We start from the raw sequence: 13,624 nt of genomic DNA, 5'->3' as shown, positions 1-13,624 counted from the left end.
ACCACGTTGCGTACGACGGCCCGTACCCTCCGCGCACTTCCTGGCGCCTCGCGCCCTCCTGGACCTCCGCCGCCTGCCAAAATCCGGCGTATGCGGTTCGGCATCCTCGGCCCCCTCGACGTACGGACCCCCGACGGCGGACCCGTCGCCCCCGGCGGTCCGCGCCCCAGGGCCCTGCTCACCCTGCTCCTCCTGGACGCGGGCCGCACCGTGTCCGTGGAGCGGCTGACCGACGGCCTGTACGGCGAGCGGCCGCCCGCCGGTGCCGCGAACGCCCTCCAGTCCCAGGTGTCACGGCTCCGCGGGCGGCTGGGCGTGGACATCCGGGCGGGCGCCGGTGGCTACCGGCTCCTGGTCGACCCCGACGACGTCGACGCCCACCGTTTCGAGCGCCTCGCGCGCGTGGGCCGCGACGCCCTGGCCGCCGGGGATCCCGCGCGGGCCGCCGCGCTGCTGCGCGAGGCCCTCGGTCTGTGGCGGGGCGCGGCGCTCGCCGACCTGCCCGGCGCGCACGCGCCCGCCACCCGCCTGGAAGAGCTGCGGCTGGCCGCCGTACAGGACCGGATCGACGCCGACCTGGCGACCGGCGGCGGCCCCGGCCTCGTCCCGGAGCTGCGGGAGCTGCTCGCGGACCGGCCGCTGAGCGAGCGGCTGTACGGGCAGCTGATGCGGGCCCTGTCCGCGGGCGGCAGGGCGGCCGAGGCGCTCGCGGTGTTCGAGGAGGCACGCGCCACCCTCGCGCGGGAGCTGGGCGCCGACCCGTCGCCGGACCTCGCCGCGCTCCACCGGGAGCTGCTGCGGGGCGCGGAGCCGTCGCGGCGGCCGAGCGTCCCGGCACAGCTGACGCCGCTCGTGGGCCGCGCCGAGGAGCTGGCCCGCGTCCGCGGCCTGCTCGCGGGGTCGTCCCGCCTGGTGACGCTCACCGGACCGGGCGGCGCGGGCAAGACGCGGCTCGCGGTGGAGGCCGCCCGGGAGCGGGAGAGCGCCGGGCCCGACAGGGTGTGCTTCGTGGAGCTGGCCCCGCTCACCGCCGGGTCGCCGGTGACGTGCGCCGTGCTCGGCGCCCTCGGGGTGCGCGACGGCTTCCACGCGCGCGGGGGCGACGCGAGGCAGCGGCTCCTGGCCGCCCTGGAGGGCCGCGAGCTGCTGCTGGTCCTGGACAACTGCGAGCACGTGGTCGACGACGCCGCCCGCACCGTCGGGCTGCTGCTCGGCGCCTGCCCGGGCGTGCGGGTCCTGGCCACGAGCCGGGAGGCCCTCGGGATCACCGGCGAGGTGCTGTGCCCGGTGCCGCCGCTGGCCGCCGCACCCGCGGCCCGGCTGTTCCTGGAGCGGGCCGCCGCCGTACGCCCGGACTTCGCGCCGCCCGCGCCCGGCCGGGGGCACCCGCGGGCCACCCTGGTCGACTCCGTCTGCGCCGCCCTGGACGGGCTGCCGCTCGCCATCGAGCTGGCCGCGGCCCGGCTGCGCACCCTCACGCTCGACGAGCTGGCCGCGCGCCTGGACGACCGGTTCCGGCTCCTGTCGCGCGGGGACCGCACGAAGGCGCCCCGGCACCGGACGCTGCACGCGGTCGTCGAGTGGAGCTGGGAGCTGCTGGACGACCAGGAGCGGCGGCTCGCCCGACGGCTGACGGTGTTCCCGGCCGGGGCGACACTCGACGCGGTCGACGCGGTGTGCGGGGTGCCGTACCCCGAGGACCCGCTGGCCTCCCTGGCGGAGAAGTCGTTCATCGAGGCGACCGGCGGGCGGTACCGGATGCTGGAGACCATCCGCGCGTACTGCGCCCGGCGGCTCGCCGAAGCGGGCGAGGAGGACGCGCTGCGGGCCGCGCACGCCGCGTACTTCCTGCGGTGCGCGGAGGAGGGCGCGCCGCGCCTGCACGGCGGGGAGCAGGTGGCGTGGCTCGACCGCCTCGCCGCGGACCACGGCAACCTCGAAGCCGCGCTGCACCACCACGTGCGCACCGACCCGCGCGCGGGCCTTCGGCTGGCGGCCGCCCTGTCCTGGTACTGGCGGCTGCGCGGCCTGTACGGGCAGCGGGCGCCGCTGGCCGCGCGGCTGCTGGCGGCCGTGGGTGACGAGGTACCGGACGGCCTGGCGGAGGAGTACGCCCTGTGCCTGCTCAACGCGCTCACGGGCGAGGGCGACGACCCGGTGGAACGGGAGCGCCTCGCGCGCGCGGACGACATCCTGGCCTCGCTGCGGGGGCCGCTGCGGCGGCCCTTCCTGATCGTGCTGTGGTCGCTCGCGGGCGGGCCGCGGCGGGCGGCGGAGGACCGGGTCCGGGCGCAGCTCGGCGCGCATCCCTGGGGGCGGGCCCTGCTGGACTTCGGGCACGGTTTCCAGCAGCAGCTGGCGGGCCGCGTCGACGCCTCGGAGGCGGCCTTCGCGCGGGCTCTCGCGGCCTTCCGGGACACCGGTGACCGCTGGGGCATGGCCAACTGCCTCGACCCGCTGGCGATGTACGCCGACTGGCGCGGCGAGCGGGGGCGCGCCCTCGCCCTGCTCGACGAGGGGCTCGTCCACGTACGGGAGCTGGCGGCCCCGGAGGAGACCGCCGACATGCTGCACCAGCGCGCCACGGTCCTGCTGCACGACGGCGCCCTGGAGGAGGCCGCCGAGCACTTCCGGCTCTCCGGGGACCTCGCCCGCACCGCCGGGGTGCGCGACAAGGTGGCGACCTCGCTGCGGGGCCTCGGTGACGTGGCCCGGCTGCGCGGTGAGCTCACCCGCGCGCGTGGGCACTACGGAGAGGCTCTGGAGGCGTGCGCCGCGAACTGGTTCAGCGTGGCCGAGACGGCGCGGATCCTCCTCGGCCTCGGCCGCGCCGCGCTCGCCGAGTGCCGTGCGGACGAGGCCGCGGAGTGTTTCGAGCGGGCCCGCGTCCTCGTCCTGGACAGCGCCGGAACCGGCTTCGACGAGCGGGCCCACGTCGCCGAGGCGCTGGCGGTCACCGCGGCGGGCCCCGAGGAGGCCGCCCGGCTCCTGGGCGCGGCCGCCGGTCTGCGGGGCACGCTGATCGCGGGCGACCCCGACGTGGCCCCCGTAGAGCGCGCAGTGCGGGCACGACTGTCCCCGGAGACGTACGAGAAGGCCTTCGAGCAGGGGCGGCGGGAGCCGACGGCGGCGCTCACGCGGTAGCCGCCCGCCCCGCGGCCCGGCCACCGGCCGAGGAGCAGGCGGTCAGTCACTGCCGGCTCCTGGTAAGCCCCTGTCGGCCGATGGTCAGCCATCGGTAAGGCATCCCCTCGAAGCTCCTGCCATGACGAACACAGCACACTCCCCCGGGCCTCTCTCCCGCCTCTCCGTCCTCGTCTCCGGCGCGAGCGTCGCGGGCATGGCGCTCGCGCTCCGGCTGGCCCGCTACGGCGCCCGCGTCACCGTCGTGGAGGAGGCCGCCGCGCTGCGCGGGGGCGGCTTCGCGGTCGGCTTCCGGGGCCGCGCGCACCGCACCGCCCTGGAGCGCATGGGCCTCTGGGACGACGTGCGCCGCCACGGGACGCACATGGGCCGCCGCACGATCGTCGGCGTCGACGACAAGGAGAGGGTGGATCTGCCCGCGTTCCTGATGAGCGGCGACGTGGAGATCTGCCGCGGCGCCCTCTCACAGATCATGTACGAGCGGACGAAGGACCGTGTCGAGTACGTCTTCGGGGACTGCGTCGCGCACCTCCAGGAGGACTTCGACGGCATCGACGTGACCTTCGACCGGGGCGCGCCGCGCCGCTTCGGCCTCCTGGCCTGCGCGGACGGTCTGCACTCCCCCACGCGCCGTCTCGTCTTCGGCGACGAGTCGCGCCATCTGCGGCACCTCGGGTACTACGCGGCGGGGTTCGCCATGCCCAACGTGCTGGGCCTGCACCGCTCGTCGCGGATCTGCAGCGTGCCAGGACGCGCGGTCGGCATCAGCAACCACGACGGCAGCCCGGTGGGGGGCGGCGCGTTCCTGGTGTTCCGTTCGCAGCAGCTCGCCTATGACCGCGACGACGTCGCGGGGCAGAAGGCGCTCCTCGCCGAGACGTTCGCGGATCTGCCCTGGAAGCACACGCGGCACGCCCTCGACGCCCTGGAGGACACCGACGAGCTGTCCTTCGAGGCGATCGCCCAGGTCCACGTCGACCGGCTGTCCCAGGGGCGCGTCGTGCTCCTGGGAGACGCCGGGTTCGGCGCGACGACGGGCGGCACGGGCGCGGGGACGGCCCTGGTGTGCGCGTACGTCCTCGCGGGCGAGCTGGCGGCCGCGCGCGGGAACCACGCCAGGGCCTTCGCGGCGTACGAGGCGGAGGTCCGCGACCGCGCGAAGGGCCGCCGGATGGTTCCGGGCGCCCCGGGGCCGTTCCTCGCGCCCCCCACCGAGAACAGGATCCGCACCCGCAACCTGGTCTACCGGATGCTCGGCTCTCGCCTCCTCGCGGGCGTCTTCGAGCGCCTCGCGGAGAAGGCCGCCGACGCCGTCGAGGTCAAGGAGTACCCCATCGGCATAGGAGACCCCGCTTACGACCTGCCCCGGTCCTCCGCGGCAACCGGGCCGTCCCGGAACCGCCAGGCGTGATCCACGGGGCCGATGCCGCCGCCGAGCGCGAACCCGGCGGCGATCGCCCCGGTGACGTACTCCTTGGCGGCCCGCGCGGCCTCGGGCACGGAGCGGCCCTTGGCGAGGTGGGCGGCGATCGCGCTGGCGAGGGTGCAGCCGGTGCCGTGCGTGTGGCGGTTGTCATGGCGCGCGGACCGCAGCCAGTGCTCCTCGGAGCCGTCGGTGAGCAGGTCCACGGCGTCCTGGCCGCCGGGCAGATGGCCGCCCTTGACGACCACCCACCGGGGCCCGTACGCGAGGAGGGCCGCGGCGGCCCGCCGCATGTCCTCCTCGGACTCGACGCGCAGGCCCGTGAGTTGCGCCACTTCGTCCAGGTTCGGTGTGGCGACCGTGGCGACGGGGAGCAGCTTCGTGCGCACGGAGTCGAGGGCGGAGGCGGCGAGCAGCGCGTCGCCGTGCTTGGACACGCCGACGGGGTCGACGACGGCCGGGGCGTCGGTGCCCGCGAGCAACTCGGCGACCGCCTCGACCAGTTCGGCCGAGGCCAGCATGCCGGTCTTCACGGCCTGGACGCCGATGTCGTCGACGACGCTGCGGTACTGGGCGCGGACCGCCTCGACCGGCAGCTCCCAGGCGCCCTGGACGCCCAGGGAGTTCTGCGCGGTCACGGCGGTGAGCACGCTCATGCCGTGGGTGCCGAGCGCGAGCATGGTCTTCAGGTCGGCCTGGATCCCGGCCCCGCCGCCGGAGTCGGAGCCCGCGACGGTCAGCACCCGGGGCGGCGCGAGGCCCGGCTGCCCCGGCGGCTCCCCCTGGGGCTCGCTCGGCGGCGCCATCAGTCGTGGCCTCCGTTGTCCCCGAAGTGGTCCCAGCCCTTGCTGGTCCACGGCGCGCCGTCCACGGTCACCTGCGGCATCGCCGAGGGGTTGAGGACCTCGCCGATGACCTTCCAGCGGGCGGGCAGCTTCACGTCGGACGGGAACGTGGCGACGATCGCGTGGTCCTCGCCGCCGTTGAGCACCCACTGGAGCGGGTCGATGCCGACCGCCTGGGCGATGTCGTTCATCTGCGAGGGCACGTCCACGTCGCCGGAGCGGACGTCGATGCGCACCTTGCTGGCCTCCGCGATGTGGCCGAGGTCGGCGATCAGGCCGTCGCTGACGTCCGTCATGGCGGTGGCGCCGAGCCCGGCGGCCGCGGGGCCCGCGTGGTACGGCGGTTCGGGCCTGCGGTGGGCCTCCACGAAGGCGCGCGGCGAGCGGAAGCCCCGGGAGAGCACCGCGTGGCCCGCGGCGGACCAGCCGAGCCAGCCCGTGACGGCGACCGTGTCGCCGGGCTGCGCGCCCGCGCGCGTGACGGGTTCGTGGTTGCGCAGATCGCCGAGGGCAGTGATCGAGACGGTGATGGTGTCGCCGCGCACGACGTCGCCGCCGACGACGGCTGCGCCCGCCACCTGGCACTCGTCGCGCAGGCCGTCCATGAGCTCGGTGGGCCAGCTCGCGGGGAGCTCGGCGGGGACGACGAGACCGAGCAGGATCGCGGTCGGCACGGCGCCCATGGCGGCGATGTCCGCGAGGTTCTGGGCGGCGGCCTTGCGGCCCACGTCGTACGCCGTGGACCAGTCGCGGCGGAAGTGCCGGCCCTCCAGGAGGATGTCGGTGCTCGCCACGACCCTGCGGTCCGGGGCGGCCACGACCGCGGCGTCGTCACCGGGGCCGAGGCGTACGGCCGGAGTGGAGGTGAGCCGCGAGGTGAGCTCCTTGATGAGCCCGAACTCCCCCAACTCGCCGACGGTGCCCTTCATGCGCGTGCTGCTCCTTCTGCCGCGGTCCGCTTGCGGTCGCGAGCCGTCCCTGTCGTCGGTACGGTCGACGTGACCGTCAACCTCTGTTGTCCGTCCGCCGTGATGTGCGCGGCGCGGCTCCCCCGGGTCTCCCCGTGACGAGCGGCGACGCGGTACCGTGGCGTCCCTTCTCCCCACATGATCCTCGTGGCCGCCCTGGAGGTTCCGTGGTACAGGCGTACATCCTGATCCAGACCGAGGTCGGCAAGGCGTCGACCGTCGCCGAGCTGATCGGCAAGATCCCGGGAGTGATCCAGGCCGAGGACGTGACCGGTCCCTACGATGTCATCGTGCGCGCCCAGGCGGACACGGTGGACGAACTCGGCCGCATGGTGGTCGCCAAGGTCCAGCAAGTGGACGGCATCACCCGCACCCTGACCTGCCCGGTCGTGCACTTGTAGCCCCCGTCTACCCTTGGCCGGTGAACGTTTCCCGCCGGCTCCGCCTCCCGCTCGGGCCGCCCGCCCTCGCACTGCTGATCGCATGCGCGGGCTGCTCCTCAACGGACGACGGGGGGACGGCCGCGGTTCCCTCGCCGGGCGCCGGCGTCACCGAGCTGTGCCGGAACTTGGACGAGCGACTGCCGCGCGAGGTGGACGGGCTCGACCGGCGTGACCCGAAGCCCGCGTCGCCGCTCACCGCGGGGTGGGGGGACCCGGCGATCATACTGCGCTGCGGGGTGCCGCGACCGGCGAAGATGAACGATCCCGAAGCCGACGGCGTGACCGTGAACGGCGTGGGCTGGCTGCTCGAGAAGCGGACGGACGGCTCGTTCCGCTTCACCACGACGCTGCGCAAGGCCTACGTCGAGGTGACCATCCCCGAGCAGCGGACGGGGGACGGCGTGAGCCCGCTCACGGACTTCGCCGTCCCCGTCAAGAAGTCGATCCCGGAAGGAATCGCTTAGCAAGGGCACTCCGATACGGGAAGGCGCCCGGTACAGGAGCGCCCCGAAGGGGCGCGGGGCCGGGTCGATGTGCGGCTCCGCCGCGTGGGCGCGACCAGCCACAACCGGCCCGCAGTCGCCCTGAGAGGCAGACCGCCCCCGACGCCGCGCGCTAGCGCAGCCCCGTGGAGCGCCGCAGCGCCGCCTGGATGAGCCGGTCCACGAGCTCCTCGTAGGAGACCCCGCTCTTCTCCCACATCTGCGGGTACATGGAGATCGGCGTGAAGCCGGGCATCGTGTTGATCTCGTTGATCACGAACCGGCCGTCCTCGGTGAGGAAGAAGTCGGCGCGCACCAAGCCCTCGCAGGAGGTCGCCTCGAAGGCCTCGACCGCGAGCCGCTGGACCTCGGCGGTCTCCTCGGGCGTCAGCGGGGCGGGCACGATGCCGGGCGTCGAGTCGATGTACTTCGCCTCGAAGTCGTAGTAGTCGTGCGCCTGCACCGGCGGGATCTCGGCGGGCACGCTGGCGCGCGGGCCGTCCTCGAACTCCAGGACGCCGCACTCGATCTCGCGGCCGCGGAGCAGTGCCTCCACGATGATCTTCGGGTCGTGGCGCTGGGCCTCCGCGATCGCCTCGTCGAGCCCTTCGAAGGAATCGACCTTGGTGATGCCGATCGAGGAGCCCGCGCGTGCGGGCTTGATGAACAGGGGCCAGCCGTGCTCGCCCGCGAAGTCCGCGATCCGCGCCCGGGCGGCCTTCTCGTCGCTCTCCCACTCGCGCGGCCGGATCACCAGGTACGGGCCGACGGGCAGGCCGAAGGAGGTGAAGACGCGCTTCATGTACTCCTTGTCCTGGCCGACGGCCGAGGCGAGCACGCCCGCGCCCACGTAGGGCACGCCGGACAGTTCGAGCAGGCCCTGGAGGGTGCCGTCCTCTCCGTAGGGGCCGTGCAGCATCGGGAAGACGACGTCCACCTCGCCGAGCGCCTTGGGCACGGAGCCGGGCTCGCTGTAGACGACCTCGCGGTTGCCCGGGTCGACGGGCAGGACGACGCCGCCGTCGGCGGACTCGGCCAGGTCGGCGACGTTGGGCACCTTGCGGTCGGTGATGGCCATCCGCTCCGGCTCGTCGGCGGTCAGCGCCCAGCGGCCGTCCGTCGTGATGCCGATCGGCAGCACCTCGTACTTGCTGCGGTCGATGGCACGCAGGACGGCACCGGCGGTGACGACGGAGATGCCGTGCTCCGAGCTGCGGCCGCCGAACACGACGGCGACGCGCGGCTTGCGGGGGCTCTGGGGGAGGTTCTCGCTGCTCATATCGCGTTGAGCGTACCCGCTGGCCCCGGCGGAGTCAGTGTGCCACCGGTGACCTGCGGGTCAGCCGGGCGGGCCGGGTGCCTCAGCGGCGCTCCGACTTCGCGCTGCGCGCCATCAGCTCCTTGAGCGCGACCATCGGCGGGGTGCCCTCGTGCACGATGCCCACGACGGTCTCCGTGATGGGCATGTCGACGCCGTGCCTGCGGGCCAGGTCGAGCACGGACTCGCAGGACTTGACGCCCTCGGCGGTCTGCTTGGTGACCGCGATGGTCTCCTCCAGGGTCATGCCCCTGCCGAGGTTGGTGCCGAAGGTGTGGTTGCGCGACAGCGGCGAGGAGCAGGTGGCCACCAGGTCGCCGAGGCCCGCGAGCCCGGCGAAGGTCAGCGGGTCCGCGCCCATCGCGAGGCCGAGCCGGGTGGTCTCGGCGAGCCCGCGCGTGATGAGGGAGCCCTTGGTGTTGTCACCGAGGCCCATGCCGTCGGCGATGCCCACGGCGAGGCCGATGACGTTCTTCACGGCGCCGCCGAGCTCGCAGCCGACCACGTCGGTGTTGGTGTACGGCCGGAAGTACGGGGTGTGGCAGGCGGCCTGGAGCCGCTGGGCCACGGCTTCGTCGCGGCAGGCGACGACGGACGCGGCGGGCTGCCGGGCGGCGATCTCACGGGCGAGGTTGGGCCCGGTGACGACCGCGACGCGCTCGGCGGCGGCCTTGGTGACGTCCTCGATGACCTCGCTCATCCGCATGGCGGAGCCGAGTTCGACGCCCTTCATCAGGGAGACGAGGACGGTGTCGGGCGCGAGCAGCGGCGTCCAGGCGGCGAGGTTGTCGCGCAGCGTCTGCGAGGGCACGGCGAGCACGGTGAAGTCCGCGCCGTCGGCGGCCTCGGCGGCGTCGGTGGTGGCGCGCAGGTTCCGCGGCAGTTCGACGCCGGGGAGGTAGTCCGGGTTCGTGCGGGTGGAGTTGACCGCGTCGGCGAGTGCGGCGCGGCGGCCCCACAGGGTGACGTCGCAGCCCGCGTCGGCGAGGACCATGCCGAAGGCCGTCCCCCACGAGCCGGAGCCGAAGACGGCGGCCTTCAGGGATCGGGTCACTTGCTCTCCTCCGCACTGCCCTGCTGTGAACTGCCCTGCTCCGTAAGGCCGCTGGGGCTCTGCCCGGCGTCGGCGCCCCGGGCCTTGCGCCGCTGCGCGATCCGCGCCTCCCGCGGGTCGTAGCGCTTGTGCGGGGCCTTCTCGCCGCGCAGTTCCTCCAGGAGGGCGGTGATGTCCGTCATGATGGCCTCCGTGGCCTCCTTCAGGAGGTCGGGGGTCATCTCCTTGTCGTAGAAGCGCGCCAGGTCCACCGGCTCGCCGACGAGGACCCGGTGCGTCTTGCGCGGAAGGAGCCGGGGCTTCTTGGCGTACGGCGGCAGGACGTGGTTGGCGCCCCACTGGGCGATGGGGATGACCGGGCGCCTCGTCTGGAGGGCCACGCGCGCGACACCCGTCTTGCCCGTCATGGGCCACAGGTCGGGGTCGCGGGTGAGGGTGCCCTCGGGGTAGAAGGCGACGCATTCGCCGCGCTCGACGGCGTCGATCGCGGCCCGGAAGGCGCTGAGCGCGTTGGTGGTCTCGCGGTAGACCGGGATCTGCCCCGTGCCGCGCATGACCGCCCCGACGAACCCCTTCTTGAAGAGGCCGTGCTTGGCGAGGAAACGCGGGACCCGCCCGGTGTTGTACTGAAAGTGGGCGTAGACCAACGGGTCCAGATACGAATTGTGGTTCACGGCGGTGATAAAACCGCCGTCGGCCGGGATGTTCTGCATTCCCCGCCAGTCCCGCTTGAACAGAACCAGCAGCGGCGGTTTACAGATCACGGCCGCCAGGCGGTACCAGAAGCCGATTCTGCGGCGGGACACTCGGACACCTTCCTCCATGAGCCTGGTCGGCCGCACAAGTGTCGCTCCAGGCTGCCGTCCTGTCGAGAACACCGTACGCCCACCCGTCCGCGGCCACCGCCTCCACGCCGCTCCGGCACCCCGCTGACCGGCCATTTCGTCGACCCCAGCCCCTGGCGCCGCGCTCCTGGCAGGCCACAATGGGCGCGACTGGAAGGACGGAGCGCCCGTGCACTGGACCCTGGTGATACCGCTCAAACCCCTGGCACGGGCCAAGAGCAGACTCACTCCCGCCGCGGGCGAGGGGCTGCGGCCCGCGCTCGCCCTGGCCTTCGCCGAGGACACGGTGGCGGCCGCGCTCGCCAGCGCCGCGGTAAGGGATGTGGTGGTCGTCACTGATGACGTCCGGGCGGGCCGTGAACTGGCCGCACTCGGCGCCCGCATCGCCCCCGACACTCCGGGAACGGGCCTCAACGCCGCCCTCGAACACGGCACCGCGGTGGTCCGCGCGGCCCGGCCCGAGGCACCCGTGGCGGCCCTGAACGCCGATCTGCCCGCCCTGCGCCCCGCCGAATTGACCCGCGCCCTCGACCTCGCCGCCACTTTTCCCCGCGCGTTTCTCCCCGATGCCGCGGGAATCGGCACCACGCTCCTGTCCGGATCCCCCGGCACGGAATTGCGGCCCCTTTTCGGCCCGGATTCCCGGGCCCGGCACACGGCGTCGGGGGCCGTGGAACTGTCGCTCGCCGACGTGGATTCCGTACGCCAGGACGTGGACACCGGCGGCGACCTGCGGGTCGCGCTCGCGCTCGGCGTGGGCCCGCGCACGGCCGCGGCGGCGGCCGGGCTGCTCATCCCGGACTGAGTACGCTTCTGCTCATGCAGGCCACCGCGTACACCTACGACTCCGACACCCGCACCGGCAGCGTGCTGCTCGACGACGGCACTCCGGTGCCCTTCGACGCTCCGGCCTTCGACGCGGGCGGGCTGCGCCTGCTGCGCGCGGGGCAGCGGGTGCGGATCGAGACGACCGGCGAGGGCGAGGCCCGCCGGATCACGCTGGTCACGCTCCAGACGTTCTGAGCCGGGGCCCGGGACGCCGCACTTCGTATACGTTCACCGCCGCGCACGCGCCGCGGGCCGGGCTCCCCAGCGGGAGCCCGGCCCGGCGCGTGAGTACCCCAGTGCCCTTAGCGCTTGCGGGCAGTGGTCTTCTTGGCGGTGGTCTTGCGCGCCGTGGACTTCTTGGCGGGCGCCTTCTTGGCCGTGGCCTTCTTGGCGGGGGCCTTCTTCGCCGCGGCCTTCTTGGCGGTGGTGGCCTTCTTCGCCGGGGCCGCCTTCTTGGCCGTGGCGGCCTTCTTCGCCGGGGCCGCCTTCTTGGCGGTGGCGGCCTTCTTCGTGGCCGTCGCCTTCTTGGCCGTCGTGGCCTTCTTGGCCGTGGTGGCCTTCTTCGTGGCCGTCGCCTTCTTGGCCGTCGTGGCCTTCTTCGCCGCCGTCGCCTTCTTGGCGGTGGTGGCCTTCTTCGCGGCGGCCTTCTTGACCGTCGTACGGGTGGAAGTGCCACCCGAGAGGCTGCCCTTCGGCGCCTTCTTGACCGCGACGTCGTTCTTCGGGAGCTTCTTCGAGCCGCTCACCAGGTCCTTGAAGCCCTGGCCCGCGCGGAAGCGCGGCACCGAGGTCTTCTTGACCCGCACGCGCTCCCCGGTCTGCGGGTTGCGGGCGTACCGGGCCGGGCGGTCGACCTTCTCGAACGAGCCGAAGCCGGTGACCGAAACCCGGTCTCCGCCGACCACGGCACGGACGATGGCGTCCAGGACCGCGTCCACGGCGTCGGCGGCCTGCTGCCGGCCACCGACCTTGTCGGCAATCGCTTCTACGAGCTGCGCCTTGTTCACGTCTTCCCCTTCGGAGACATTGCCTGAAGCGAATGCGCCAGGCTTTTTCGCACGTTAGGCAGATATATACCGCAAATCAAACACGAAACGGGCTAATCACCCTTGTGCCGCAACGTTCTGGACTCTCGAGGAGTTCCTCGAAGGTCCGTTGAGGCTTGACGATCAGTCGTCTTCGGGGATTCGGCCCTCGTCGCCCTCGTCGAGGTACGCCATCAATCGCTCCAGACGCCTTGCCGCATCGGCGAGATCGTGTTTGGCCGCGGCCGTAATGACCAGCAGCTTCCGGGTCAGCGCCATCCGTACGCCCTCCGGGACTTGCAGTGCGCGCACTCGGGAGTGCGCTTCCTTCAGCCGGTCCGCGACGAGTCCGTAGAGCTCGAGTTGGTCGTCGCGTCCCATGCACCGATTGTGCCATCTGGGGCGAGTTGTCGCCTCCGCAGGGGGTAACTACCCCCGCCCGGCGCCTTCCTGAGGATACCCGCACCCACTGTGTGCAAGGGGATTTCCAGCCTCTTCTTCCCTTCGCTTCAAGGCAGTTGAGACCACCCGTTCAGGTCATCAGGGGTCAAAGGGGACCGGAAAGGGGCCGGACACGGATGTACCCCCAACCGTCCACGATTGGGGGTACATCGGGTGGGTCGCGGCCCGCGCGGCCGCCGGCGAGGGGGTGTCAGACCCGCGCGGTGCTCGGCTTGTGGGTGGGGCGGAGGGCTTCGTAGGCCGCGATGTCCGCCTCGTTCTGGAGCGTGATGCTGATGTCGTCCAGGCCGTTGAGCAGCCGCCAGCGGGCGTTCTCGTCGAGCTCGAAGTCCGCCGTGACCCCGGGGGCCCGAACCTGGCGATCCCGCAGGTCAACGGTGATCTCGACCTCGGGATCGGCCTCCGTCAGGGCCCACAGGGCGTCCACGGTCTCCTGCTCAAGGACCACCGTGAGCAGCCCGTTCTTGAGCGAGTTGCCCCGGAAGATGTCGGCGAAGCGGGAGGAGATGACGGTCTTGAAGCCGTAGTTCTGGAGCGCCCAGACGGCGTGCTCGCGGGAGGATCCGGTACCGAAGTCGGGGCCCGCGACCAGGACGGTGGCTCCCCGGCGCTCCGGCAGGTTGAGGACGAAGTCGTCGCTCTTGCGCCAGGCCTCGAAGAGCCCGTCCTCGAAGCCGTCGCGGGTGACCTTCTTCAGCCAGTGGGCGGGGATGATCTGGTCGGTGTCCACATTGCTGCGGCGCAGCGGGACGGCCCGGCCGGTGTGGGTGGTGAAGGCTTCCATGGC

The 13,624-nt window shown here is 73.2% G+C and carries 14 protein-coding genes; 6 read left to right on the top strand and 8 right to left on the bottom strand.

Features of this window, described 5'->3' with window-relative positions; translation table 11 throughout:
- Window positions 1–90 precede the first annotated feature (90 nt).
- Both C9F11_RS29085 and C9F11_RS29080 read left to right on the top strand, forming a co-directional pair.
- Window positions 91–3,144: a BTAD domain-containing putative transcriptional regulator gene (locus C9F11_RS29085; RefSeq protein WP_138962037.1), complete on the top strand. Its 3,054-nt coding sequence runs from the start codon at window positions 91–93 to the stop codon at window positions 3,142–3,144.
- A 121-nt stretch (window positions 3,145–3,265) separates the two neighbouring features.
- A complete protein-coding gene (locus C9F11_RS29080) occupies window positions 3,266–4,555 on the top strand; it encodes an FAD-dependent monooxygenase (protein WP_138962036.1) in 1,290 nt (429 codons plus the stop codon).
- On the opposite strand, the gene thiD is transcribed toward C9F11_RS29080, so the two are convergent.
- Together thiD and C9F11_RS29070 are read right to left on the bottom strand one after the other, a co-directional pair.
- Window positions 4,498–5,373 (bottom strand): bifunctional hydroxymethylpyrimidine kinase/phosphomethylpyrimidine kinase, encoded by an 876-nt coding sequence (gene thiD / locus C9F11_RS29075; RefSeq protein ID WP_138962035.1) that lies wholly within the window; start codon window positions 5,371–5,373, stop codon window positions 4,498–4,500. The two genes, C9F11_RS29080 and thiD, sit on opposite strands and share 58 nt — an antisense overlap.
- Complete coding sequence (locus tag C9F11_RS29070; RefSeq protein WP_138962034.1) at window positions 5,373–6,341, bottom strand: thiamine-phosphate kinase; 969 nt, start codon at window positions 6,339–6,341, stop codon at window positions 5,373–5,375. Before C9F11_RS29070 ends, thiD begins: the two co-directional genes overlap by 1 nt.
- Before the next feature lie 206 nt (window positions 6,342–6,547).
- Here C9F11_RS29070 and C9F11_RS29065 point away from each other — a divergent pair, with 206 nt between their 5' ends.
- Window positions 6,548–6,781, top strand: a complete 234-nt coding sequence (locus C9F11_RS29065) for an Lrp/AsnC ligand binding domain-containing protein (RefSeq protein ID WP_016642988.1) — start codon at window positions 6,548–6,550, stop codon at window positions 6,779–6,781.
- 20 nt (window positions 6,782–6,801) lie between these two features.
- Entirely contained in the window at window positions 6,802–7,287 is a 486-nt protein-coding gene (locus C9F11_RS29060) for a DUF3515 domain-containing protein (protein WP_138962033.1), read from the top strand.
- Between the two features lie 151 nt (window positions 7,288–7,438).
- On the opposite strand, the gene C9F11_RS29055 is transcribed toward C9F11_RS29060, so the two are convergent.
- From C9F11_RS29055 to C9F11_RS29045, 3 genes are all read right to left on the bottom strand, one after another.
- Window positions 7,439–8,584: a D-alanine--D-alanine ligase family protein gene (locus tag C9F11_RS29055; RefSeq protein ID WP_138962032.1), complete on the bottom strand. Its 1,146-nt coding sequence runs from the start codon at window positions 8,582–8,584 to the stop codon at window positions 7,439–7,441.
- Window positions 8,585–8,666: 82 nt separating this feature from the next.
- Window positions 8,667–9,677, bottom strand: coding sequence for an NAD(P)H-dependent glycerol-3-phosphate dehydrogenase (locus tag C9F11_RS29050; RefSeq protein WP_138962031.1), 1,011 nt, complete (start codon window positions 9,675–9,677; stop codon window positions 8,667–8,669).
- Window positions 9,674–10,483 (bottom strand): lysophospholipid acyltransferase family protein, encoded by an 810-nt coding sequence (locus C9F11_RS29045; RefSeq protein WP_138962030.1) that lies wholly within the window; start codon window positions 10,481–10,483, stop codon window positions 9,674–9,676. Before C9F11_RS29045 ends, C9F11_RS29050 begins: the two co-directional genes overlap by 4 nt.
- Before the next feature lie 208 nt (window positions 10,484–10,691).
- On the opposite strand from C9F11_RS29045, the gene cofC reads away from it, so the two are divergent.
- Both cofC and C9F11_RS29035 read left to right on the top strand, forming a co-directional pair.
- Window positions 10,692–11,327, top strand: a complete 636-nt coding sequence (gene cofC, locus C9F11_RS29040) for a 2-phospho-L-lactate guanylyltransferase (RefSeq protein WP_138962029.1) — start codon at window positions 10,692–10,694, stop codon at window positions 11,325–11,327.
- 14 nt (window positions 11,328–11,341) lie between these two features.
- Window positions 11,342–11,545 carry a hypothetical protein gene (locus C9F11_RS29035; RefSeq protein ID WP_138962028.1) on the top strand — a complete coding sequence of 68 codons (204 nt, stop codon included), beginning with the start codon at window positions 11,342–11,344 and terminating at the stop codon, window positions 11,543–11,545.
- A 107-nt stretch (window positions 11,546–11,652) separates the two neighbouring features.
- Here the strand turns inward: C9F11_RS29035 and C9F11_RS29030 are convergent, their stop codons facing one another.
- The 3 genes from C9F11_RS29030 to leuD form a co-directional block, all read right to left on the bottom strand.
- On the bottom strand, window positions 11,653–12,357 hold the full coding sequence (locus C9F11_RS29030; protein ID WP_138962027.1) for an HU family DNA-binding protein: 705 nt from the start codon (window positions 12,355–12,357) through the stop codon (window positions 11,653–11,655).
- A gap of 162 nt (window positions 12,358–12,519) precedes the next feature.
- Complete coding sequence (locus C9F11_RS29025) at window positions 12,520–12,756, bottom strand: hypothetical protein (RefSeq protein ID WP_138962026.1); 237 nt, start codon at window positions 12,754–12,756, stop codon at window positions 12,520–12,522.
- 271 nt (window positions 12,757–13,027) lie between these two features.
- The gene (gene leuD, locus C9F11_RS29020) at window positions 13,028–13,621 is read right to left on the bottom strand and encodes a 3-isopropylmalate dehydratase small subunit (protein WP_138962025.1); all 594 of its coding nucleotides are present in this window, start codon (window positions 13,619–13,621) and stop codon (window positions 13,028–13,030) included.
- Between the last annotated feature and the right edge of the window lie 3 nt (window positions 13,622–13,624).

The organism is Streptomyces sp. YIM 121038 (assembly GCF_006088715.1).
Lineage (GTDB): Bacteria > Actinomycetota > Actinomycetes > Streptomycetales > Streptomycetaceae > Streptomyces.
The sequence above is the reverse complement of the archived record's forward strand: the minus strand, read 5'-3'. Positions and strand labels throughout refer to the sequence as shown.